The 24,541-nt window shown below is 48.1% G+C and carries 23 protein-coding genes; 10 read left to right on the top strand and 13 right to left on the bottom strand.

Features of this window, described 5'->3' with window-relative positions:
* Positions 1-2: 2 nt before the first annotated feature.
* Together EFER_RS15040 and EFER_RS15035 are read right to left on the bottom strand one after the other, a co-directional pair.
* On the bottom strand, positions 3-2,525 hold the full coding sequence (locus EFER_RS15040) for a fimbria/pilus outer membrane usher protein (protein ID WP_001060695.1): 2,523 nt from the start codon (positions 2,523-2,525) through the stop codon (positions 3-5).
* A gap of 86 nt (positions 2,526-2,611) precedes the next feature.
* Positions 2,612-3,175: a fimbrial-like protein gene (locus tag EFER_RS15035; RefSeq protein ID WP_000475131.1), complete on the bottom strand. Its 564-nt coding sequence runs from the start codon at positions 3,173-3,175 to the stop codon at positions 2,612-2,614.
* 570 nt (positions 3,176-3,745) lie between these two features.
* Here EFER_RS15035 and EFER_RS24465 point away from each other — a divergent pair.
* Entirely contained in the window at positions 3,746-3,913 is a 168-nt protein-coding gene (locus tag EFER_RS24465; protein ID WP_002431356.1) for a hypothetical protein, read from the top strand.
* 65 nt (positions 3,914-3,978) lie between these two features.
* Here the strand turns inward: EFER_RS24465 and zupT are convergent, their stop codons facing one another.
* A complete protein-coding gene (gene zupT / locus EFER_RS15025) occupies positions 3,979-4,752 on the bottom strand; it encodes a zinc transporter ZupT (protein WP_000115867.1) in 774 nt (257 codons plus the stop codon).
* 141 nt (positions 4,753-4,893) lie between these two features.
* Between zupT and ygiD the strand changes: the two genes are divergently transcribed.
* Entirely contained in the window at positions 4,894-5,682 is a 789-nt protein-coding gene (gene ygiD, locus EFER_RS15020; RefSeq protein WP_000099704.1) for a 4,5-DOPA-extradiol-dioxygenase, read from the top strand.
* A gap of 47 nt (positions 5,683-5,729) precedes the next feature.
* Here the strand turns inward: ygiD and dsbI are convergent, their stop codons facing one another.
* The 6 genes from dsbI to tolC form a co-directional block, all read right to left on the bottom strand.
* The gene (dsbI, locus tag EFER_RS15015; protein ID WP_000511503.1) at positions 5,730-6,401 is read right to left on the bottom strand and encodes a protein-disulfide oxidoreductase DsbI; all 672 of its coding nucleotides are present in this window, start codon (positions 6,399-6,401) and stop codon (positions 5,730-5,732) included.
* Between the two features lie 14 nt (positions 6,402-6,415).
* Positions 6,416-7,084: a thiol:disulfide interchange protein DsbA/DsbL gene (locus EFER_RS15010; RefSeq protein WP_000039664.1), complete on the bottom strand. Its 669-nt coding sequence runs from the start codon at positions 7,082-7,084 to the stop codon at positions 6,416-6,418.
* A gap of 15 nt (positions 7,085-7,099) precedes the next feature.
* Complete coding sequence (locus EFER_RS15005) at positions 7,100-8,896, bottom strand: aryl-sulfate sulfotransferase (RefSeq protein WP_000459875.1); 1,797 nt, start codon at positions 8,894-8,896, stop codon at positions 7,100-7,102.
* A 522-nt stretch (positions 8,897-9,418) separates the two neighbouring features.
* Positions 9,419-10,579, bottom strand: a complete 1,161-nt coding sequence (locus tag EFER_RS15000) for a glutathionylspermidine synthase family protein (RefSeq protein WP_000442842.1) — start codon at positions 10,577-10,579, stop codon at positions 9,419-9,421.
* 5 nt (positions 10,580-10,584) lie between these two features.
* Complete coding sequence (locus tag EFER_RS14995) at positions 10,585-11,256, bottom strand: DUF1190 family protein (RefSeq protein ID WP_000831540.1); 672 nt, start codon at positions 11,254-11,256, stop codon at positions 10,585-10,587.
* A gap of 144 nt (positions 11,257-11,400) precedes the next feature.
* Entirely contained in the window at positions 11,401-12,876 is a 1,476-nt protein-coding gene (tolC, locus tag EFER_RS14985) for an outer membrane channel protein TolC (RefSeq protein ID WP_000735267.1), read from the bottom strand.
* A gap of 205 nt (positions 12,877-13,081) precedes the next feature.
* Here tolC and nudF point away from each other — a divergent pair, with 205 nt between their 5' ends.
* From nudF to parE, 5 genes are read left to right on the top strand one after another with little or no spacing between them, the layout of a single operon-like run.
* The gene (gene nudF, locus EFER_RS14980; protein WP_000917196.1) at positions 13,082-13,711 is read left to right on the top strand and encodes an ADP-ribose diphosphatase; all 630 of its coding nucleotides are present in this window, start codon (positions 13,082-13,084) and stop codon (positions 13,709-13,711) included.
* The gene (locus tag EFER_RS14975; protein WP_000833402.1) at positions 13,711-14,133 is read left to right on the top strand and encodes a DUF1249 family protein; all 423 of its coding nucleotides are present in this window, start codon (positions 13,711-13,713) and stop codon (positions 14,131-14,133) included. The genes nudF and EFER_RS14975 overlap by 1 nt, the downstream gene beginning before the upstream one ends.
* 24 nt (positions 14,134-14,157) lie before the next feature.
* On the top strand, positions 14,158-14,985 hold the full coding sequence (gene cpdA, locus EFER_RS14970) for a 3',5'-cyclic-AMP phosphodiesterase (RefSeq protein WP_000444764.1): 828 nt from the start codon (positions 14,158-14,160) through the stop codon (positions 14,983-14,985).
* The gene (gene yqiA / locus EFER_RS14965; protein WP_000105732.1) at positions 14,985-15,566 is read left to right on the top strand and encodes an esterase YqiA; all 582 of its coding nucleotides are present in this window, start codon (positions 14,985-14,987) and stop codon (positions 15,564-15,566) included. Before cpdA ends, yqiA begins: the two co-directional genes overlap by 1 nt.
* Before the next feature lie 28 nt (positions 15,567-15,594).
* Positions 15,595-17,487 (top strand): DNA topoisomerase IV subunit B, encoded by a 1,893-nt coding sequence (gene parE / locus EFER_RS14960; protein ID WP_000195289.1) that lies wholly within the window; start codon positions 15,595-15,597, stop codon positions 17,485-17,487.
* A gap of 47 nt (positions 17,488-17,534) precedes the next feature.
* On the opposite strand, the gene EFER_RS14955 is transcribed toward parE, so the two are convergent.
* The 4 genes from EFER_RS14955 to qseB form a co-directional block, all read right to left on the bottom strand.
* Positions 17,535-17,849, bottom strand: coding sequence for a putative quinol monooxygenase (locus EFER_RS14955; RefSeq protein WP_000958606.1), 315 nt, complete (start codon positions 17,847-17,849; stop codon positions 17,535-17,537).
* A 30-nt stretch (positions 17,850-17,879) separates the two neighbouring features.
* Complete coding sequence (mdaB, locus tag EFER_RS14950; RefSeq protein WP_000065442.1) at positions 17,880-18,461, bottom strand: NADPH:quinone oxidoreductase MdaB; 582 nt, start codon at positions 18,459-18,461, stop codon at positions 17,880-17,882.
* Positions 18,462-18,563: 102 nt separating this feature from the next.
* Positions 18,564-19,919, bottom strand: a complete 1,356-nt coding sequence (qseC, locus tag EFER_RS14945; RefSeq protein ID WP_000673330.1) for a quorum sensing histidine kinase QseC — start codon at positions 19,917-19,919, stop codon at positions 18,564-18,566.
* Positions 19,916-20,575: a quorum sensing response regulator transcription factor QseB gene (qseB, locus tag EFER_RS14940; protein WP_015953711.1), complete on the bottom strand. Its 660-nt coding sequence runs from the start codon at positions 20,573-20,575 to the stop codon at positions 19,916-19,918. Before qseB ends, qseC begins: the two co-directional genes overlap by 4 nt.
* A gap of 150 nt (positions 20,576-20,725) precedes the next feature.
* On the opposite strand from qseB, the gene EFER_RS14935 reads away from it, so the two are divergent.
* From EFER_RS14935 to plsC, 3 genes are all read left to right on the top strand, one after another.
* Positions 20,726-21,118, top strand: a complete 393-nt coding sequence (locus EFER_RS14935; RefSeq protein WP_000731634.1) for a YgiW/YdeI family stress tolerance OB fold protein — start codon at positions 20,726-20,728, stop codon at positions 21,116-21,118.
* 119 nt (positions 21,119-21,237) lie between these two features.
* Entirely contained in the window at positions 21,238-23,496 is a 2,259-nt protein-coding gene (gene parC / locus EFER_RS14930) for a DNA topoisomerase IV subunit A (RefSeq protein ID WP_001281867.1), read from the top strand.
* 251 nt (positions 23,497-23,747) lie between these two features.
* On the top strand, positions 23,748-24,485 hold the full coding sequence (gene plsC / locus EFER_RS14925) for a 1-acylglycerol-3-phosphate O-acyltransferase (protein ID WP_000965705.1): 738 nt from the start codon (positions 23,748-23,750) through the stop codon (positions 24,483-24,485).
* The last annotated feature ends 56 nt before the right edge of the window (positions 24,486-24,541 follow it).

The raw sequence follows: 24,541 nt of genomic DNA, 5'->3' as shown, positions 1-24,541 counted from the left end.
AATTAGTTGACTGTTTTACAAGGCAAAATAATGGCACTTTCGCTGATGTTACTTTGGTTAGGGGGGGTAATTTCGCAGGAGTTATCACCCCAGGTTAAACGCAGGGTGCTGTTTTCCTGAATCCCGCTGAGATAAACAAAGCCATCTTCCGCCACCAGGCCCACATCTTTACCTGTCGCTTTATCCGTGACATTCACCCCCAGTGGTGGAAAGCGACCATTTTCCTGGCGGATAACGCCGACGATTTGGTAACCGGTGGTGGCATTCAGTTTTGCGTAGCCGATGGCACCCTGGGTGAGCGTGGTGCGAATAACCGAGTTTTCGACATCAACACCTTCTGGTAGATCGTTATTGTTCACCCGTAACATGGAGGTGGTGTAGTTCGATAACGAAGGTACAACGGCAATGCCCAGCCCGTTGGTAACGGTACGGTTAGAGTTGATTTCAACGCCGGAGATCCCTGCGGTATCGACCATCATGCGAGCGTTATCGCCGTAGCTATAATCGTGAAGAGCGACCCCATGACGCGTAGCGGTAAGTGAACCGTACCAGCCTGCGGTAACAGAATTGTACTGATTCGGCTGCACGCTGCCGTTAATGTTCAGACGGCCCCATGGTGAATAGTGCTGGTAGCTGCCGCGCAACGTTGGTTCGCCATCGCGAATATTGTCGTCCGTTGCTGACGCAGAAATATTCCAGACATTGTTGCGATCCGACGAGTCATACCAGGAAATCATTTGCGAGGTGTTACTGCCATCCGTGCGCTGCATACTGTAGGAGATGTTGCGACTTTGCTGTAACGGCAGAGAGAAAGAGAAGTAATACTGATTTTCCTCGTCATCATCCCAGCGAATACGACTCACCGCCAGCGATGCGGAAATGCCTTTGAAATCGCCAATATCAAAGTTTTTGCTTACTGATATCGAGTAGTTGGTATTGCTAGGGCTGTCCCAGTAGGTATTACGTGTAACGTTAAGATAAGAGTTCATCTCCAACGTCTCAAAGTACTGGTTCAGGGAAATAACATAATTTTCTTTCTCGTTATCAATGGAATCATCACCATTTCTCGAGGAGAGATACTCACCCATCGATACGTAATCTTTATCTGAGAAGCGATACCCTGCAAAAGTAATCTGACTCCCCGTTGACTCGAAATGTTTCGCATAGTTAAACCGATAGCTGTAACCACGCAAATTGTCCCTATTTTGTCGCTGTAAAGAGGCATCAGCTCCGGTGACATCGAAAGAAAGCGAACCAAATTGATTGAGGTTAAAACCGATGCCAGTGGTGATCGCCTGGTAATCATCCGCAGTGAACATGCCGCCGCCATAGAGCGACACATTGTTCAGCCAGCCCCAGGAGGCTTCTGCCGTCCAGAAAAATGGGTTATTAATATCGTTATGTCCGACAGATGTTGGTTTTCCCAGCGACGTTTTGTAGCGTACTTGCCCTTTACGGGTTAAATAGGGGATGGAAGCGGAACCGACCTGAAAGGTATTGGTACGGCCATCTTCTTCTTCAACAGTGACATCCAGTTGACCCTGGAACGACTGGCCCAAATCAGAAATGTTAAACGGCCCAGGCGCAACAGTGGTCTGATAAAGTACACGACCATTTTGTGCTACAGTCACTTTGGCGTTGGTCTGCGCGATGCCGGTGATTTGCGGCGCATAACCCTGTAGATCTGGCGGCAGCATACTTTCATCACTTTCCAGTGATGCGCCAGTAAAATGGAAGGTATCGTAAAGATTGGAACTCAGGTCGTACTGTCCCATGGTGAATTTTGACGACCATGAGGGAATCGGGCGAAACAGATAATTTCGCGCAAATTCGCTATCGTGGTTTACCGAGCGGCCATCAGCAAAATTCTGATTGTATTGATAATCGCTACGCAAACGCCATGCACCGAGGTTGAAACCTAAAGTACCGTAGGAACTGATATTCTGGGTGCTGTCTCCGTGATGTGGATCGTACTGGCTGGCGTATACGTTATAGTCGAGGATAAATCCGGTGATACCGTCATCCCAAAATTCTGGCGGCGTCCAGTTTGTTGCCTGGTATTTCAACCATGCCTGGGGAATGCTAAGTGATAATATCATCGTAGATTTATCTAGCCGTACAGATAATTCCTGTCGTTGACTTAAATCGAGACACTCGCTTCCAGCAGTGCTTTGTAATGATTCAATAAAGTCTGTGTGCAGGCCAAAATTAATTAAATTTTCTCTAGTTAAGCAGAGTAATGAACCGCTTTCATTATCTGCTTTTACCCACTCCAGTATTAATGCTTTCGGTAATATATTTTTATTGATTTGCACACGGACCAGATATTTACCTGGGGTTATGTAGCCTTTTTTCTCAAAACGAGAGATATCAATATTCTCGCGGTCTTCTGCGTCAATCATATCGACGTTGAATTCTACTGCGTGGACTGGCAAAACGAAGAGTAGCGAACACACAACGCCAGACAGGGCATTTTTAATTGCATGGGATAATCTGTCCCGGGTAAACGTGTTTTTATTGTTCATAAAAATCCATTTCTAAAAAGACCCAAAGTTGCCGATGAAATTTCATCGGCTTTACCGCCTGGTGTTGTGTGGGTATTAACTGCCGATTACTTGTAGTCGAGTACGTAATTAGCCTGTGCCTGCACATTACCTGGGGTCGCGGTACGTCCCAGAGATTCCATACGGGCTTTAAAGTTCAACTCCTGGTAGGAATTAGTCGTCGGGAAGTCGATGGTGATTGGGGTACCAAGAGTCACGTTGGTGTTGTCTGATTTCACCAGACGTACGCCGACATCAGTTGCACCGCCGATGTTACCTTCCAGTGTGTTTTTAAGCAGGCTGGAGTCGGTAGAGTCAACACTGGCAGAACTAAAGGTGATTTTGACTTTATCAACAGTGTTAGTACCGTCAGATAAAATACAATCCTGCAAATGAATGGTGACATCTACAGGCAGAGATTTCTGTCCGCTTTTTAATACAGTATTAGCAACTTCACCGAGGTTAATTGTCTGATCTTCATCACCTGGAGCAATAGAACAAGGTGCATCGATAACTTCACCTTTGAACGTTATTTTACCGGAACCCTGATTAGGGTCATCAGCAAGCGCGTTAAAAGCAACGCCAGATAATAGTGCGGTTGCAACAACAGAGAGGAGCGTTTTTTTAAACATTACTATAATCCTTTATAAATTAGGAAATGCTTGGGATGAGGAAACAATATAGAGTCGAATCTGATATTAATTCCGGTTGTAACATTACCATGAATACAACTGGTCTGGCTTGTTATTTTTGCTTAAATGTAATTTAGAAAAACTTAAATTATATTTAAGCTGTATATGATTAAATGGTTATTCATCATAATGCAGTCTTGTAACTGATATAAAATTGATAATTTATATATATTTTATGAATGAATGATTTTCCTGATAGGTCATAATTGATTATAAGTGCCTGTAAATACTGAACTCAATGTTTTTAAATGATAATGGTTAAAAATCCTTTGCCTTTATAACTTAGGTTAATGTCGATTTATTTATTTTGATGATATTTATTTGGCGGATATAAATTAATGATTTTTCTGGTTGATTTTTAAGCTATTTTGGTGAGTTATATATCATTTCCTATGATCGAAATCATATAATTGTCTGGTAATTATGCGAGTATATGAATATATTCAACGATGAATATGTGAAATTTTAACGCTAAATGTATAGTATTGTTAAATTTTGAAGGTGAAAAGGATGTTTATTGCCTGGTACTGGATTGTATTAATCGTTCTGTTAGTTGGCGGCTATTTTCTTCATCTTAAGCGTTACTGCAAAGCCTTTCGGCAAGACAGAGATGCTCTGCTGGCTGGTCGTAGTAAGTTAGAACATCGCAATGGCGAAGAGTTGTCCGAAAAGTCATAATAACATTTCTGTCTTCATATTCAGATGTTGCCCACTGGACTGGGCAACATCTGCATCTGTGGTGTTTAACCTATGCCTGCGGTTTGCAAAACAACAAGGCTTAGACCCATTACTGACATCCCGCATAACACGCCATAGCTGGGGTTATTATTAGGATCTATCTCTTTTGCCAGTGGCATTAGCTCATCAACAGATAGTGCCACCATAATTCCTGCTACCGCCGCCATTACGGCAGCCATTACTACTGGTGAAATCAGACTGCCTAGAATTAGCCATGCCAGTACGCCACCGAGAATTTCCGCCATACCTGAAATGCCTGCCCAGAAAATCGCTGTTCGTTTAGAACCTGTAGCAGCATAAACGGGTCCGGCAACTGCCAGCCCTTCAGGAATATTATGTAAAGCCACTGCAAGAGCAATCCCCATACCCAACTCAAGGTTACTGCTGGCTGTTACGAATGTGGCAATACCTTCCGGGAAGTTATGCAGGCTGATACCCAGCGTTAATAGAATTGCAGTACGTCGAATGGATTTCGGCAGAGGTTGCTGCGTTTTTTGCATTAAATCCTGTGGATGGGCGTGCGGAAGCATCCGGTCTAGACCAAAGTAGCCCAGCAAGCCAATGATAAACATACCGTAGCCCAATACTGGCGACATACCTTCTACTGCAAGGGCAGCAGGAAGCATCTCCATTAAAGAGATCAACAGCATAATACCTGCGGCGAATCCCAGCGAGAAGGCCAGTACTCGGTTAGAAGGTTTTTGACCAAGTACAGCCAAAAATGCGCCAATAAAGGTGGCGGCACCCGCCAGTAAGGTCAGAATCAGAGGTACTGACATAAAAAACTCCTTATAAATCTGCTGCCCGGCTGACCTTCAAAATAACTGATAATGATCATCATTGTTATCCGGGTTCTTCATTTTCCGAAACAGCGTATGGTGAAGACATCACAAATGACACCTTTAGTGAAGGATATCATCATGTCTTCAACGCGTATGCCAGCTTTGTTTTTGGGACACGGTAGTCCAATGAACGTTTTACAGAATAATCGCTACACCCAGGCATGGCAGCGTCTGGGGGAGACATTGCCACGTCCGAAAGCCATAGTCGTTGTTTCAGCACACTGGTTTACTCGTGGAACGGGAGTTACCGCGATGGAAATGCCGCCGACAATCCATGACTTTGGTGGTTTTCCCCAGGCACTTTACGAAACTCATTATCCCGCCCCCGGTTCGCCTGCACTGGCACAGCAATTGGTAGAGCTGCTGGCTCCGACTCCTGTTACGCTTGACCTTGAGGCATGGGGATTTGACCATGGTTCCTGGGGCGTGCTGATAAAAATGTACCCAAATGCCGATATCCCGATGGTGCAATTGAGTATCGATAGCACGAAACCTGCTGCATGGCATTTTGAAATAGGGCGTAAGTTGGCTGCATTGCGTGACGAAGGAATTATGCTGATTGCCAGCGGTAATGTGGTTCATAATCTGCGAACTGCCAAATGGCATGGCGATGAATCACCTTATCCATGGGCGGTATCGTTCAGTGATTTTGTGAAAGCCAATCTGACATGGAAAGGGCCAACAGCAGAGCATCCGTTGGTAAATTATCTCGAACATGAAAGTGGTGTTTTATCTAATCCGACGCCAGAACATTACCTGCCATTACTGTATATGCTGGGAAGCTGGGATGGAGAAGAAGCAGTGACGATTCCGGTAGAGGGGATTGAAATGGGAAGCCTGAGTATGTTGTCAGTACAGATTGGCTAAGCAATGAATAAAACCGAAGCCAGAAGCCTGGCTTCGGTTTGCATTACTTACCTTCTTACCAGCTTAAGTCCCCATGCACCACTCATTACCAGCAGCAGTAACAGGCAGAGACCAAACGCCAACATACAAGACTGAGCCATGTTCATAAAGTGCCACGGCGGCAGCAGATACCAACCTTCGGATTGCTGATAAAGGTCAACAAACCATTGCTGAGTACTGCTCAGTGTGACGCCATCGGGAACGATGGGGGCGTCATAACCACAATCCCCGGTAGGTTTAAACCAGTTCGGCGCCCACTGTGCCAGCGGCAGGTTAAAGGGGAAAGTTGGATCGGTCGAGCAACCCTGTACGCCAAACAGTGAATCCGGATCCGGGTTATGCACCGCGTGGTGGATATCATTCAGTTTGAACGAAAACTTAAGTCCCATAATACTGCCGTAGAATGCCATAACGCATCCAATCAGCTTGAGGACGATGTTTTTCGGGTTGATCGCCGCAACCAATCCTCCAATAACCATCACAAACATGGCGTAGCGGATGTAAACACACTGTTCACACGGCGCCATGTAGAGATAGATCTGGAAGAAAGAGTGCGCCAGGATAATCAGCGCGCCCATCGCAACAGCCATTAACAACCATAAGAAGCGTTGCTCTTGCCATCTCACCAGAGTGTCTACCGGTGAAGTGCGAAGGTCTTTCCACATTCCCTTGATACCCATAGCCTGTTTCCCTGTTATTTGCTTGCTAACTCACGGATAAGGTCAGCCATAGTGTCAATGGATTTGATGCTCTTGGTGTAAATCAAGTATTTACCATTAACAACATATGCCGGAACACCCTGGATTTTGGCAACATCGTAAGATGCTTTCCATTTTTCCAGTGTTTCCTGAACAGCTGGCTCTTTCAGAGCAGCTTCAAAATCAGCCTGGCTCATACCTGCAGCGTCAAGACCTGTTTTGATAAAGGCTGCCGGATCTTTACCGTCAGACCAGCGCTCTTTTTTGTCGTGATAAGCTGCGTAGTAAGCAAATTTGGCTTTCTTAAACTGCGATTTTGCATCAAACAGAGAGATACCTGCTGCCTGGTCTTTAGCAATCAATACGGCAAAGACTTCGCTCGCTTGTTTGCCGTATTCACCTTTGGTTTCCAGATGGAAAGGGGTAAAGGCGACCAGATCTTTCACTTTCTCAGATACCGGGCCAGTAACTGCTTTGTCGTACTTGTAGCAGAATGGGCACGCGTAGCTGAACACTTTGATCAGCGTTTTATCAGCATTCGGAATTGGTTTTTCCAGAACCATATAATCCGTGCCTTCGGTGAAAGCAGAAGCGGTAAAAGGCACTGCCAGCGCAGCGGTCAACAGCACGCTTTTAAACAGTGATGAAATCCATTTTTTTGACATTTATGTTCCCTCTGATTATTTAAACATCTGTTGTGGACGTACTAACAGTGCACGGTAATGAGTCTGGTTAGCTTTATCAGACATCACGTCGATTTCCACTTTGACCTCTTTGGTTTTGTAATCGATTTCATTCAGCTTACCGACTGTCGGCTGGCCGACGTCGAACAGGTGAATTGAACCACCAAAGCCGAACATGGTGTCGCGGTCAGCCTGATATTCGATGATAGAAGTGATCGGGCTATAGAAGTCGTAGCCGCGCTCTTTACCGTATTCCCAAACCTGCTGGACGGTGCCTTTCTTCTCATCAATCTTATATTCAACAAAACGTGAATATTTCATGGTCGGTAAGGCTGGTTGTTCCAGGTGGCGACCGTCACCGTTATCAAAGATGGTGAGTGTACCTTTGCTGGAAATCCATGCGGTATGCTGGGTATAGGTAAAGTCGAAATCGGAGTTTTCGCACTTACCGTTTTCATCACAAGTGATTGGTTTACCGTTGGCGTCAACAGGTTTCAGCAGTTTGCTGGCCAGCGGTTTTTCCCAGCCTTTGCTTGGTGCCAGGATCCATTTAACTTGTTTATCACGACCAATTTTCACAACACCCTGGTGACGGGAGGAGAGGATGATTGAGTCGTCTTTAGCATCATAAGCAATGGAGTTGACGTGTGCCCAGTTACGGCCAGGACCTACACCTAATGCATCACCGAACGGAGTATCAGGCTCCAGTTTTGCTTGTTGGCCTGCATGGTTCAGGTCTACGTTTACACAAACGGCACCAGCATCCAGCGCACCGAGCAGAGCATCACGCTTCGGATCCAGAATTTTTGTCAGATCCCACACATCGACAACACGACCTGACTTATCAACTTCAAGAATATGATCACGAATGGTAGTTACGTGTACGCCGTCATCACGACGATAGTTGCTCTTGCCAACACGCAGCAACACAGTGCCATTTGGTGTTTCTACAGATTCATGGGTAGCATCAGCGTAACCACGAGGTAATTTGTGGTCTTCCAGCACCTGGCCCATCATATCGAACTCATACCAGTGCTGGCCCTGAACGGCGGTAAAGGTGCCACGTGGTGTTTCACGGATACCCATCAGATAACCACGTTTGTTGATGTTACGGTCGCGTCCATCGTAGAAGGTGTCTTGATCCAGCCACCAGCGATATTCACCTTCGGTATCAACAATGAAGGTAAACGGTGCGATATCAAATGGTAGTGCACCCGTTGCCGGACCTGCATCAAGGATGCCCGCGTTTTTATCTTTTTCACCGTGCCAGTGGAGATCAGAACCTTGAGCGGTAAAGGTATGGGTATTAACGAGGTATAGACGGTCTTCAAAGCCTGGAGCGACTTTAACGACTTTAGTCGTTTGCAGGTCGGTCAGTGAGCGGCTATCCATATAATTGTTTACGATGGCAGAAGTATGCACAACATAATCATCTTTCATGGCTTTGCCATTTTCTTTCCACTCTACGGTCACTTTGTTAGCAAATTTTTGGTACAGACCAAAAATCGGTACACCGTCATAAGTTTTCAGCGACTCTTTACCTACGGTATAGGTAATTGGTACACCTTTTTCGCCCTTGCCGTGTACGGTAACTTTTACATCAGAAATGACATGGCTGTCTAAATCAACCAGTGCGGTAAGAGGAGCATTGCCGTAGGGATCGACGATTACAGCACCTAGCTGCCCGGCAGGAGGTGCAGGTTTAAAACCAGCAGCCATCACGCCTGTTGCAGACAAACCTAAGGTTAATGCCACTGTGCCGGCTACCAGTGTTTTTCTATATTTATCAAACATGGATATATCTCCTTATATAACGCAAAATATATAATAATTATGAATATCTACTGTTTAGTTGGAGCGAATTAATAGTTTTTGTGAATGAATGAGTGTTTATAATGAAAAGCAATACTCTTTTCTTTTTTTTAATGGTTTGCGTATTGCTGAAACATATTTTTATTTTCAGAGGATAGTAGGTTGGCACTATTTCAAGAACAATATTCAATATTGTTTAGTGTGATCAAAATAACAATGTTTTTTAATTATTACAGTAATTGCCAATTTGTTTGTGATGTGTTTTTGTCAATTAAATCAATATGATAAACGATGAGTTCTTGAGTTGTTTTAATTGCGAAAATGGTTGCATATGACAAATTGACATTAAATTGTTTATTAATGTTAAATAAAAGTGAGATATGTATGCTGAGATATATTGAGTGGAGTTATCATTTCTGCAATATATGACGTTGCCCTGATAATCAGGGCAACTTTGGTCTTCATACTTCAAGCTGTATATGCTGTGTCAGTAGAGGAGTGCCTTTATTCGACAAAAATGTGGGGATAGAAACGGGACAAATCTTGAGTAATCAGCGCCCGGTCTTCCCGAATACCAATGCCAGCAGGTTGATCATTAATCAGCCAACTGCCAATTAGCATATAACTATCGCCAAATTTCGGCAGAGGATGGAATTGCTGAACAATCATTCCTTCTTCACCGTATGGACCTTCTACCGACTCGATCGTTTTGCCATTTTCAATGATAGAGACGTTCGCCCCTTCACGAGAGAAAATAGGTTTAACGACAAATTTATCCATTTGCGGGTGATCATCTTCCGCAAAGTAGGCTGGCAGCAGGTTCGGGTGATTTGGGAACATCTCCCACAGCAGCGGCAGAAGCGCCTTGTTGGAGATTATGCTCTTCCATGCCGGTTCCAGCCAACGTACGCCAGCATCTTCCAGCTTGGTAGAGAACATTTCACGTAGCATATATTCCCACGGATAGAGCTTAAACAGGTTAGAGATAACCTGATCCTGCAAATCCGTGAACTGACCTTTCTCGCCCAGACCAATATCTTCGATATAGAGAAATTCGGTAGCGATGTCTGCTTCAGCTGCACAATCCTGCAGATATTGAATGGTTCCCCGGTCTTCCACCGTATCGCGGCAACAGGTCAGATGCAGCAACTGGAATCCATATTGCTCCCGTAACTCGGCAAAGCGCTCTATCAACTTCTCTTGCAGGCTATTGAACTGGTCACAGCCTTCCGGCAGGTTGCCAGCGTTAAGCTGGTCTTCCAGCCAGATCCACTGAAAGAATGCCGCTTCATACAGAGAAGTTGGCGTATCAGCGTTATTCTCCAGAAGCTTAGGTTCGCCTGTGCCATCCCACGCCAGATCAAGACGCGAATAAAGCGATGGCTGGTGAGTCAGCCATGACTGGCGCACAAAACTCCAGGTGTGTTTTGGAATGCGGAATTTAGTCATCAGCTCATCGCTGGCGATCACTTTTTCCACCACTTTCAGGCACATCTGGTGCAGTTCAGCCGTCACATCTTCCAGTTTTTCAACCTGGGCAAGAGTGAGTTTGTAATAAGCATCTTCACACCAGTAAGGTTCACCATACATGGTGTGAAAATTAAAACCGTATTCATGGGCTTTTTCACGCCAGTCCGGGCGTTCGGTAATACTGACTCTTTCCATCTGAATTAGCCGCCCATCGAACGTGAAGTCGAGCCCGTTGCACTACGTTGCATGGTGCTCTGTTTGGCAACAGACTCACCAAAGCCACCACGTGTAACCGTCGTGGTCGTTGCAGGTTTCGGTGCCATGGCCGTTTTTGGTACGGTCATGGTGCGACCTGGCTGGGCAGCGCCATAGTTTTTACCGGTCGCGTCGGTATATTTACCATAAGCCGGGCTGGCAGGGTTCTTCGAGGAGAACAGCGGTTGCTGCGCAAAACCAGCGCCGCCGCCCATCAGACGCCCCATCATGTAACCTGCCATCAGCGGCATCCAGAAGCTACCGCTGGATTGCTGGGCCTGCGCCTGATTTTCTGGTGCCATACCTGCCTGAGCAGGTGCCTGCTGGCACTGACCTTCGCCAAATTCGGCAACACAGTCTTCACGGGTGGCGTATTTCGGTGCAGTACGTTCGGCTTCTTTCAGCGCATTGTTGTACGCGGTGGTACATTCTGCACTTTTGCCTGGGTTTGCAGCTGAACAATCATCAGCGTTTTGATACAGAGACACTGTCTCATCACTCTTTTCACAGCCCGCCAGCATAAAAACAGTGGCAACAGCGAGAGCGACAGGTGTCAAATGGCGTGCGCTCCAGTTTTTGCGGAACGATGCGTGACGTATGGATTTTGTCCGTTTCATTTTTGTCTTCCGGGACCAGTGGTAAATATTTCTCAGGATAGAGGATGGTCGGTCGAAATTGAAGCGAGAAGGATGAAGAATGCGCCACAACAGGCGCATCTTTACGTTGCCTTACGTTCAGGCGGGGCTGAAACCCCGCCATCATCAGTTACGGAAAGGATTGTTTCCGTTGCTGGTGCGTACAGATGTTTGCTGAACAACTGGTGCAGGGCTATCAGGCGCGTAACCATCAGCGATAGCATTTTGTTCCGGCGTTTGCGGTGCAACATTTTCCGGGTTAGTGGAAACCGGTTTGCTCAGCGCATTGTTCAGCGCAATCAGATCCTGCTCGTTTAACGTACCCAGTGCAGACTTAATATTAAGCTGGTTAATCAGGTAGTTATAACGTGCATTTGCCAGTTGCTGCTTGGCGTTGTACAGCGTGGTGGTCGCATCCAACACATCAACAATAGTACGCGTACCGACCGAGTAGCCCGCTTCCATCGCATCTAATGAGCTTTGGGCGGAGACAACTGCTTGTTTGTAAGCGTTAATGCTACTGATAGAGGCATTAATGTTGTTGAAGGAGGAACGCACGGTTTGCACGACGCTACGATGTGCGCTTTCCAGTTGCTCACTGGCACCGACAAAGTTGTACTGCGCCTGTTTAACCTGCGAGTTAACCATCCCGCCCTGATAAATCGGTAGCGAGAAGCTCAGGCCAACTTTATTCTGGCCCATATTGCTGTCGTCATATTGGGCGCTGTTCGCACCACGGGTTTTCGAACCGCTATAAGATGTGTCAGAGATCCCGGTAGAAGCCGTTAAATCCAGAGTCGGTAAGTGACCGTCTTGTGCCTGACGAATTTGCTCACGGGCCAGGTCCTGGCTCAAACGTGCCTGCAACAGTGACAGGTTACGTTTTTCGGCTTCTTTCAGCAGAGCATTGACCGGCTGCGGCTTGTCAGTTTTGAAATTGTCGATATTTAACGCTGCCAGTTCCGGGTAGTAATTACCGGTAATCTGACGAAGTTGCTCTACAGCGTTATCGAGGTTATTACGTGCGGTAACTTCATTCGCCAGCACAGTATCGTACTGCGCACGGGCGTTCTGCACATCGGTGATCGCCACCAGGCCCACGTTAAAACGCTGAGTCGTTTGATCCAACTGACGATAGATCGCTTCTTTTTGTGCCTGAGTATAAGAAAGCACGTCAATCGCATTCAACACGTTGAAATAGGCTGTAGCCGTGTTGAGGATCAGCGTTTGCTGATCGGTCTGGTAAGTGACGTCCTGAATACCGGCTGCTTTTTCCTGCAACGTTAACGCACGCCATTTCGACATATCAAAAATGGATTGAGTTAACTGCAGGGAAGCACTGGTCGCGTTAGAGTTTATGCCGTTCGCATCACGGTAGCCATTGCTGTAGGTATAATCGGCACCTAAACCCAGTTGCGGGAGTAAAGGGCTACGCGCTTCATTAATTTTTTCGAATGCAGCGTCACGATCGGCGGCAGACTTACGCAATTCCGGGTTGCTCAGGCGTGCTTGCTGATAAACTTGCATCAGGTTCTCGGCCTGGCTTAAAGCACTGAACCCCGACAGGCTCAGGCCGATAAGGATGGGGAGCAATTTCTTCATTTGCATTCCTTGTGGTGAAGCAGTATTTAGCGCTGATCAAATTGTAAAATTATTGCGGATTCTAGCAGAACCCGCCACCGCAAAAGGTTGGCGTTAAGTGCCATCGGGCGTTAATGTGCATCAATTTAACACATGACTGCTCAAACAGCAGTCAAACGTCGCTGAAATTCACATTTTATTCACTATTAGTGCCAGGACATTAACCATGCTTAAGCCAGACAGTCAGCCCGTAACTTTTGGCAAAAATGATGTAGAAATTATTGCACGAGAAACGCTTTATCGCGGTTTTTTTTCATTAGATCTTTATAGATTTCGCCATCGTCTATTCAACGGGGAAATGAGTCAGGAAGTTCGCCGGGAAATTTTTGAGCGCGGTCATGCTGCAGTCTTGCTACCCTTTGACCCTGTCCGCGATGAAGTTGTGTTAGTTGAGCAGATACGAATTGCGGCATACGACACCAGCGAAACGCCGTGGTTACTGGAAATGGTTGCCGGGATGATTGAAGAAGGCGAAAGCGTGGAAGATGTTGCCCGCCGGGAAGCAATAGAAGAAGCGGGGCTGGAAGTTAAACGCACCAAACCGGTGTTAAGCTTTTTAGCAAGCCCCGGCGGCACCAGCGAGCGCTCATCTATTATGGTGGGGGAAGTGGACGCCACGACCGCCAGTGGGATACACGGTCTGGCAGATGAAAACGAAGATATTCGTGTTCATGTGGTAAGCCGGGAACAGGCATACCAGTGGGTAGAAGAGGGGAAAATCGACAACGCAGCGTCTGTCATCGCTTTGCAATGGTTGCAGCTGCATCATCAAGAGTTAAAAAACGAGTGGAAATAATGAAGCGTTACACACCTGACTTTCCTGAAATGATGCGTCTTTGCGAGACTAACTTTTCGCAATTACGCCGTTTGTTGCCGCGCAACGACGCACCCGGTGAAACAGTAAGCTATCAGGTGGCAAACGCACAATATCGGCTAACGATTGTTGAATCGACCCGATACACTACGCTGGTGACAATAGAACAGACTGCGCCAGCAATCAGTTACTGGAGTCTTCCGTCAATGACGGTGCGTCTGTATCATGATGCGATGGTGGCTGAAGTGTGTTCGAGTCAGCAGATTTTTCGCTTCAAAGCGCGGTATGATTATCCCAATAAAAAGTTGCATCAACGCGACGAAAAGCATCAAATTAATCAGTTTTTAGCGGATTGGCTAAGATACTGTTTAGCACATGGAGCGATGGCGATTCCGGTTTATTAGCGTCGTGAAACCTAAGGACACCATTTGGAAAGCCTGTTAACCCTTCCTTTGGCTGGTGAGGCCACTGTAAGGATCTTACAAATTACCGATACTCACCTGTTTGCGCAGAAGCACGAAACCCTGTTGGGGGTGAATACCTGGGAAAGCTATCAGGCCGTGCTGGAGGCGATTCATGCTCAACAGCATGAATACGATCTGATCGTTGCAACAGGTGATTTGGCGCAGGATCAAACCTCTGCGGCCTATCAGCACTTTGCTGAAGGCATCGCAAGCTTCCGTGCGCCTTGCGTTTGGTTGCCCGGCAACCATGATTTTCAACCCGCGATGTACAGCGCGTTACAGGATGCAGGTATCTCTCCGGCGAAGCGCGTATTTATTGGTGAACATTGGCAAATCCTGTTGCTTGATAGCCAGGTATTTGGCGTGCCGCATGGCGAACTGAGTGATTTCCAGCTTGAATGGCTGGAGAAAAAACTCGCAGATGCCCCGCAGCGTCACACATTACTGCTGTTACATCACCATCCATTGCCTGCGGGTTGTAGCTGGCTTGATCAGCATAGCCTGCGTAATGCGGGCGAGTTAGATAACGTGTTGGCGAATTTTCCCCACGTCAAATACCTGCTATGCGGCCATATCCATCAGGAACTGGATCTCGACTGGAATGGTCGTCGTCTGCTGGCAACGCCATCAACCTGCGTACAGTTCAAACCGCACTGCTCCAACTTTACCCTGGACACCATTGCGCCGGGCTGGCGTACACTGGAATTGCACGCTGATGGTACGTTGACTACGCAGGTGCATCGTTTGTCAGATACCCGCTTTCAACCTGATACCGCTTCAGAAGGCTACTGATGTCTACGCTTCTTTATTTACACGGTTTCAACAGTTCGCCGCGTTCTGCGAAAGCGAGCTTGTTGAAAAACTGGCTGGCGGAACATCACCCTGACGTAGAGATGATTATTCCGCAGCTACCGCCATATCCTTCCGATGCAGCTGAACTGCTGGAGTCAATCGTTCTGGAGCATGGCGGCGATTCGCTGGGGATCGTCGGTTCCTCTTTAGGCGGATATTATGCGACCTGGTTGTCGCAATGTTTTATGCTACCGGCGGTGGTGGTAAACCCGGCAGTTAAGCCGTTTGAGCTGCTGACCGACTACCTTGGTCAAAACGAGAACCCCTACACGGGGCAGCAATATGTGCTAGAGTCACGCCATATTTACGATCTTAAAGTCATGCAGATTGACCCGCTGGAGGCGCCAGATTTGATCTGGCTACTGCAACAGACGGGAGATGAAGTGCTGGATTACCGCCAGGCAGTTGCGTATTACGCCTCCTGCCGCCAGACGGTGATTGAAGGCGGTAACCACGCATTCACGGGCTTCGAAGATTATTTCAACCCGATCGTCGATTTTCTTGGACTGCATAATTTCTGACGATCAACTCGAATTGCTAACTTAAACCATGACGCAAACTTATAACGCTGATGCCATTGAGGTACTCACCGGGCTTGAGCCGGTACGCCGCCGCCCGGGGATGTATACCGATACCACTCGCCCAAACCATTTAGGGCAAGAAGTTATTGATAACAGTGTGGATGAAGCACTGGCGGGTCACGCAAAACGCGTGGACGTAATTTTACATGCTGACCAGTCGTTAGAAGTTATTGACGATGGTCGTGGGATGCCGGTGGATATTCACCCGGAAGAGGGTGTGCCGGCGGTCGAATTGATTCTCTGCCGTCTGCACGCGGGCGGTAAGTTTTCTAACAAAAACTACCAGTTCTCCGGTGGTCTTCACGGCGTGGGGATCTCGGTGGTTAACGCCCTGTCGAAACGCGTAGAAGTTAACGTGCGACGCGATGGTCAGGTCTACAACATCGCGTTTGAGAACGGCGAAAAGGTGCAGGATCTGCAAGTTGTTGGCAACTGTGGTAAACGCAATACCGGCACCAGCGTGCACTTCTGGCCGGATGAAACCTTCTTTGACAGCCCACGCTTTTCTGTTTCGCGCCTGACACATGTCCTGAAAGCCAAAGCGGTACTGTGCCCTGGTGTTGAGATCACCTTTAAAGATGAAATCAACAACACCGAACAACGCTGGTGCTATCAGGACGGCCTGAATGACTACCTGGCGGAAGCGGTAAATGGCTTACCGACACTGCCGGAAAAACCGTTTATTGGTAATTTTTCGGGTGAAACGGAAGCCGTGGACTGGGCATTGTTATGGTTGCCGGAAGGCGGAGAACTGCTGACAGAAAGCTACGTCAACCTGATCCCCACCATGCAGGGCGGTACCCATGTTAATGGTTTGCGTCAGGGCCTTCTGGATGCGATGCGTGAGTTTTGTGAATACCGCAATATCCTGCCGCGTGGTGTGAAGTTGTCGGCGGAAGACATCTGGGATCGCTGCGCTTACGTGCTATCAGTGAAAATGCAGGACCCGCAGTTTGCCGGGCAAACCAAAGAACGTCTCTCGTCACGTCAATGTGCAGCGTTTGTTTCTGGCGTGGTGAAAGATGCCTTCAGTTTGTGGCTAAACCAGAACGTGCAGGCGGCTGAGCTGTTGGCAGAAATGGCGATCTCCAGCGCCCAGCGTCGTATGCGTGCGGCGAAGAAGGTTGTGCGTAAAAAGCTGACCAGCGGCCCGGCACTGCCTGGCAAACTGGCTGACTGTACTGCGCAGGATCTTAATCGTACCGAACTGTTCCTCGTCGAAGGTGACTCCGCAGGCGGATCTGCCAAGCAGGCGCGCGATCGTGAATATCAGGCGATCATGCCGTTGAAAGGTAAGATCCTTAACACCTGGGAAGTCTCTTCTGATGAAGTGCTTGCTTCGCAGGAAGTGCACGATATTTCGGTAGCGATCGGTATCGATCCTGATAGTGACGATCTCAGCCAGCTGCGTTACGGTAAGATCTGTATCCTCGCGGATGCGGACTCCGATGGTCTACACATTGCCACGCTGCTTTGCGCACTGTTTGTAAAACACTTCCGCACGTTGGTGAAACACGGTCACGTTTACGTTGCTCTGCCACCGCTCTACCGTATTGACCTTGGAAAAGAGGTTTATTACGCGCTGACAGAAGAAGAGAAAGAGGGCGTGCTCGAGCAATTAAAACGCAAGAAAGGCAAGCCGAACGTTCAGCGTTTTAAAGGTCTGGGGGAAATGAACCCGATGCAATTGCGCGAAACCACGCTTGATCCGAATACTCGCCGTCTGGTGCAGTTGACTATCGATGATGAAGATGATCAGCGTACTGATGCCGTCATGGATATGCTTCTGGCGAAAAAACGTTCAGAAGATCGTCGCAACTGGTTACAGGAAAAAGGCGACATGGCGGAGATTGAAGTTTAAAGAAAAGATCATTGCCCGGTCAGAGTGGCCGGGCAAAGCGATCAGGATTAAATCCCGGACTGCAAAATACGAATATTGGTTTCCAGTACGTCACCTTTTACGGCTTCGTTGTACGCCTTCATATGCGAGGTTTGCAGATGCGCTTCAAGATGGGCAACGCTTTCCCACTGCTCAATCATTACGATGGAATCTGGTGCGACAGTCTGAAAACTAACGCCTGCCGCATGATCCACCATCGGCGCATAACCGTGACAACCTTCTTCCTGCAATACCACTGGAACGATTTTTGCGAACTGGTCCAGTACAGCCTGGCGATGATGTTGGCCAGGACGAGTACGGATTTCAGCAATTACTGTAAGCATGGTTAACTCCTTCTTAATCCAGGCTCTTAGTTAAGCAAAAATTTCTGTAAGATGCTTGCGATATTCTTCTACGTAGCGTGGAACATCAGGCATTTTAATCACGTCATTGGCGATAAATGTCGGCAGCGGCTCCATACCCAGGAATTGGTTAGCTTTATGGAACGGTAAGTAAACGCCATCCACACCGACGCCATGGAAGAATTGGTCTTTCTCTGTGAAGGCTTCCATTGGTGCGTTCCAGGTCAGGGAAAGCATATATTTTTTGCCCTGCACCAGGCCGCCGGAGCCGTATTTTTTCGACGGATCTTTACGAGTACGACCATCGCTGGCATACAGCGTGCCGTGACCTTCGGTGAACACATCATCGATATATTTCTTCACCGTCCACGGTGCGCCCATCCACCAGCCTGGCATCTGCCAGATCACCACATCAGCCCAGAGAAAGTTTTGTACTTCGGCTTTTACATCGTAGTCGCTCTCGGCGCGAACGATGCGGACATCATGTCCGAGGTCGCGCAGCGTGCCATCCGCGACTTCGGTCAGGGTGTCATTCAGTTGACCATTGGAGTGAGCGAATTTCTTCGCCCCATTGATAATTAAAATATTGCTCATTTTTTATCCTCGAAAGAAACGTTTGAGGATCATATTACGCCAGCTGGCGCGTCGGTAAAATTGGCAAAATGTGCAAAGTCTTTTGCAGATTTGGCAAAAATCTCAAGTTTTCCAACTCACCTTCGCTTCAAACCCACCCTGTTCCGCATTACCAAAAGTGACCTGAAGGCCGTGCAGTCTGGCGATCCGGCGGACAATCGAAAGCCCCAGCCCACTGCCGGTAGCTGTTTGTCCAGGTGGGCGATAAAAGCGTTCACCAATATGCTCCAGTGCTTCCTCTGACACGCCGGGGCCGTTGTCTTTCACCGTAAAACTGTGCGTATTGAGGGTGACTTCCACCACGCTACCCGGTGGGCTATAGCGAACCGCGTTATCCAGCAAATTTCGTACCAGCAGGCTGAGCAGCAGAGGCTGCCCCGTTCGTATGATGCCCTGGGCGTTGAGTGCCAGACGTACATCAATTTGTGCCTGTTGAGCGGTATGGTAAATATCCATTACTGCTGATTGCAGCAGGTCATCAAAAGAGATTTCTGCTACATCCTGAAGATTGTCCAGTGAGTCCAGACGAGAAAGCGTTAACAACTGATCCACCAAACGAGTTGCACGCTCGATCCCTTCATGCAGCTGCATCAGCGCTTTGTCTCGGACTTGCGGATCGTCCACGGAAAGTTGCGCCACTTCGGTTTGCACTTTTAGCGCTGTTAAAGGGCTACGCAGTTCATGGGCGGCATCGGATGTAAATCGTCGCTCGCGTACCATAACAGTATGTATACGAGCAAAAAGTTGGTTTAGTGAGTCAACCAGGGGACGTACTTCGCATGGTACACCGGTTGTGTCGAGTGGTTGGGCAGACTCCGGGTCACGCAAACGCAGAGCCGCAGCTATTTTTTGTAGTGGTTTCAGCTCACGACCGAGGGCAAACAGTAATATAAGCAGCATTAATGGCAGGGCCACCAGCCACGGTACTAATTGCGCCAGCACAATCCCCAGTGCCATCTCTTCCCGATATTCCCACTCCTGACCCACCACAATGCGGTATTTTCCGTCAGCAGAAGTCAGCCAGATAAAACGCCAGCTATCGTCATCGTTCGTCAATTGTCCATCATCAAAGCCTTCCCGATGATAGCTGTAGGGAATGTATCGCCCATTGTCACCATCATTCATCACCATTTTTCCGTCACGGGTGAAAACAGCGAAAGCCAGCACATCGTCATCAATATGACCATGTTTGAATTTTTTGGGTGTTTGTGCGATACGCTCGGAAGCGCGTAGTTCATTGATATCTAATGCGATAAGCCGTTTTGCAAACAGCATTTGTTGGGTATCAAATAGCTCGTCAACGTTATCAGCGGTCAGCTTCCAGGCAATAAAGCCAGAAACAAGCCAGGTCATGGAAGCCAGAATTAAAAAAATAAGCGTCAGCCTGATGCGCAGGCTAAGGCGTTGTGTGAATTTCATGCCTCACCTAACGTGTAACCAATACCATGAACAGTGCGGATAAACCCGCTGCCGAGTTTACGCCGCAGGTGATGAATATGGACTTCTACGGCATTACTGGTCACTTCTTCATCCCAGGTATAGAGTTTTTCTTCAATCAATTTACGTGGCAGTACCCTTCCGACGTTACGCATCAACAGTTCCAGCAGGGCAAATTCTTTCGGCTTCAGGGGGAGTGGTTCGCCTGCAAGCGTTGCAACCCTTTTACCCGGGTCGAGAATGACCTTTCCGTGGTGCAGTTCATTGCTGGCCTGGCCGCTGGCTCGACGGATCAGGGCTTCCAGTCGAGCGGCGACTTCAATCAGCGCAAAAGGCTTGCATAAATAGTCATCAGCTCCCAGACGCAGACCTTCAACCCGCTCAGCCAGCGCATCCCGAGCGGTGAGAATCAGTACTGGTTCCCGTTTACCGTTTTCCCGCCACTCCCGCAGAATATCGCGCCCATCTATACCCGGTAAGGTCAGATCAAGAATGATTGCGTCATAGGGGGCACTATAAAGCGCCTCTTTGCCCTCGCGCCCCCCGGTAAACCAGTCAACACTGAATCCCATTTTACTTAAGCCCGTTTTAATGCCGTCGCCAATCAAACGATCGTCTTCGATAAGTAAAATTCGCATCGCTACTCCCGCACCAAACTTCAATGGCACCAAGTAAAACGCCTTGTAACGCCAGCTGTACAGCAAAAAATTTTCTTTTTTCCCCTTAAGATGTTGTTAAGGACTATCTTATTTAATGGTTGGAAAGCGATATCAAAGGGAGAAAGTAAGATGAAGAAACTGGCAGCACTTTTCACCGTGATGGCGCTATGCTCTGCGCCTGTTCTGGCCGCTGAACAGGGCGGTTTTTCTGGCCCGTCAACAACGAAAAGCCAGACCGGTGGTTTTGTGGGTCCTGACGGCAGTGTAACAACGGTAGAAGCCGCAAAATCTATGCGTGATGATACCTGGGTGACGCTTCGCGGTAATATCGTAGAGCGTATATCTGATGATCTCTATCTGTTCAAAGATAATACCGGCACGATTAATGTCGATATCGACCATAAACGCTGGAATGGCGTAACAGTCACTCCGCAAGATAAAGTCGAGATTCGGGGCGAGGTTGATAAAGACTGGAACTCCGTCGAAATTGACGTTAAGCAAATCAGTAAATTTGATAAATAAACCCAGCCAGGGCCGCCATCGCGGCCCTTTTCTTTGTGACTCAACGCGGCAGATAAGGTACTATCGGCGGCAATATTGCCTCTTAAACAGCGGGCTTTTGAGTTGAGGAATCACAATTAATGAGCGATATGGCAGAGCGCCTTGCGCTGCATGAATTCACGGAAAACGCCTATCTGAATTACTCCATGTACGTCATCATGGACAGGGCGTTGCCTTTCATTGGTGATGGTTTGAAACCTGTTCAGCGTCGTATTGTTTATGCGATGTCAGAACTGGGGCTGAATGCCAGCGCCAAGTTTAAAAAATCTGCCCGTACTGTCGGTGACGTTCTGGGTAAATACCATCCGCATGGCGACAGTGCCTGCTATGAAGCGATGGTATTAATGGCACAACCTTTCTCTTACCGTTATCCACTGGTTGACGGTCAGGGAAACTGGGGGGCACCAGACGATCCGAAATCTTTCGCGGCAATGCGTTATACCGAATCTCGTCTGTCGAAATATTCTGAACTGCTGCTCAGTGAACTGGGGCAGGGTACCGCAGACTGGGTGCCAAACTTCGATGGCACGTTGCAGGAACCGAAAATGTTGCCTGCGCGCCTGCCGAATATTCTGTTGAACGGTACTACCGGTATTGCGGTGGGGATGGCGACAGATATTCCGCCGCATAACCTGCGCGAAGTGGCAAAAGCAGCAATCACTTTGATTGAAGAGCCTAAAACCACGCTCGAACAGCTGCTGGATATCGTCCAGGGACCGGATTATCCCACAGAGGCGGAGATCATTACCTCGCGTGCAGAGATCCGCAAAATCTACGAAAACGGTCGTGGTTCGGTGCGTATGCGTGCAGTCTGGAAGAAAGAAGATGGTGCGGTGGTGATTACTGCATTGCCCCATCAGGTTTCTGGTGCACGAGTGCTGGAACAGATCGCCGCGCAAATGCGTAACAAAAAGCTGCCGATGGTAGATGATCTGCGCGACGAGTCAGATCACGAAAACCCGACCCGTTTGGTGATTGTGCCGCGCTCCAACCGTGTAGATATGGAGCAGGTCATGAATCACCTGTTTGCCACTACGGATCTGGAAAAAAGCTATCGCATCAACCTGAATATGATTGGCCTGGATGGTCGCCCGGCGGTGAAAAACCTGCTGGAGATCCTCACCGAATGGCTGGCTTTCCGTCGCGATACTGTGCGTCGTCGCCTGAATTATCGTCTGGAGAAAGTGCTTAAACGCCTGCATATCCTGGAAGGTTTGCTGGTGGCGTTTCTCAATATCGACGAAGTCATTGAGATCATTCGTAACGAAGATGAACCTAAACCGGCACTCATGTCGCGTTTTGGGCTGACTGAAACTCAGGCGGAAGCGATCCTCGAACTGAAATTGCGTCATCTTGCCAAACTGGAAGAGATGAAAATTCGCGGTGAGCAGAGCGAGCTGGAAAAAGAACGCGACCAGCTGCAGGGTATTCTGGCTTCCGAACGCAAAATGAACACTCTGTTGAAAAAAGAGTTACAGGCCGATGCTGACGCCTATGGCGATGATCGTCGTTCACCGTTGCATGAGCGCGAAGAAGCAAAAGCAATGAGCGAGCACGATATGCTGCCGTCTGAACCGGTAACGATTGTGTTGTCACAGATGGGCTGGGTGCGTAGCGCTAAGGGGCACGATATTGATGCTCCAGGCTTGAGCTACAAAGCAGGTGACAGCTACAAAGCGGCAGTGAAAGGTAAGAGCAACCAACCGGTGGTGTTTGTTGACTCAACCGGACGTAGCTACGCCATTGATCCGATCACACTACCTTCCGCCCGTGGTCAGGGTGAACCCGTAACCGGTAAACTGACACTCCCCCCTGGCGCGACTATTGATCACATGCTGATGGAAAGCGACGATCAAAAACTGCTGATGGCTTCAGATGCTGGTTACGGCTTCGTTTGCACCTTTAATGATCTGGTGGCGCGTAACCGCACCGGCAAGGCAATGATTACATTGCCAGAAAATGCGCGCGTTATGCCTCCGCTTGTCATTAGAAGTGAAACTGACATGCTTCTGGCAATTACTCACGCAGGCCGTATGCTGATGTTCCCGGTTAGTGACTTACCGCAGTTGTCGAAAGGGAAGGGGAATAAGATCATCAATATTCCATCTGCGGAAGCGGCGCGTGGGGAAGATGGCCTGGCACATCTTTACGTCATGCCACCACAAAGCACGCTGACTATTCATGTTGGCAAACGCAAAATCAAACTGCGCCCGGAAGAGTTGCAGAAAGTGACAGGTGAGCGTGGTCGTCGTGGTACGCTCATGCGTGGTTTGCAGCGTATTGACCGCATTGAAATTGATTCGCCTCGTCAGGCCAGTAGCGGCGACAGCGAAGAGTAAGTACAACGCCGCTGATTTAGTAAACCCTGTCAGTTTGCAGAGGCAGGGTACTGATCAGCGGCGTAAGCATCTTTCCAGTCTGGGGTTACCACAACCTGTCCAGACAGGATGAACAAGAAAAATTCCCTTGAAACCGTTGTTTATTCATGCGTTGCGATTAACAATACGCTTTTCGTAGAGCCATTTAACAATGCCCTAACCTGATTTCAGGTGACGTAGAATGCCAGGCTCTTAGGCCTTCAGAGGTTGTTATGCTATATATTTTTCGTCTTATTATTACCGTAATTTACAGTATTCTGGTTTGTGTATTTGGTTCAATTTATTGCCTTTTCAGCCCGCGCAATCCGAAGCACGTCGCCACTTTCGGTCATATGTTTGGTCGCCTTGCCCCTTTATTTGGTCTGAAAGTGGAGTGCCGTAAACCTGCAGACGCAGAGAATTACGGTAATGCCATCTACATTGCTAACCATCAGAATAATTACGACATGGTCACGGCATCGAATATCGTGCAGCCGCCTACCGTCACTGTTGGTAAAAAAAGTCTGCTGTGGATCCCTTTCTTTGGGCAGCTCTATTGGTTAACCGGTAACTTGCTGATTGATCGCAACAACCGCGCCAAAGCGCACGGCACGATTGCAGAAGTCGTGAATCACTTTAAAAAACGCCGTATTTCAATCTGGATGTTCCCGGAAGGTACGCGTAGTCGTGGACGTGGTTTGCTGCCATTTAAAACTGGCGCGTTTCATGCCGCAATTGCCGCCGGAGTACCGATTATTCCCGTGTGTGTTTCGACAACTTCGAATAAGATTAATCTTAACCGACTGAATAACGGTTTAGTTATCGTTGAGATGCTACCGCCAGTGGATGTCAGCCAGTATGGGAAAGATCAGGTTCGTGAACTGGCGGCTTACTGCCGTTCACTGATGGAACAAAAGATTGCTGAACTCGACAAAGAAGTTGCGGAACGAGAAGCATCCGGCAAGATCTGATTTATCATTTTGTTTTTGCAGGAAAAGATTTTCTGCTGTTACTTTAGCCAGTTTCA

This window comes from Escherichia fergusonii ATCC 35469, assembly GCF_000026225.1.
Classification (GTDB): domain Bacteria; phylum Pseudomonadota; class Gammaproteobacteria; order Enterobacterales; family Enterobacteriaceae; genus Escherichia; species Escherichia fergusonii.
Note: the sequence above shows the minus strand (reverse complement) of the source record. Positions and strands in the feature narration are given on the sequence as shown.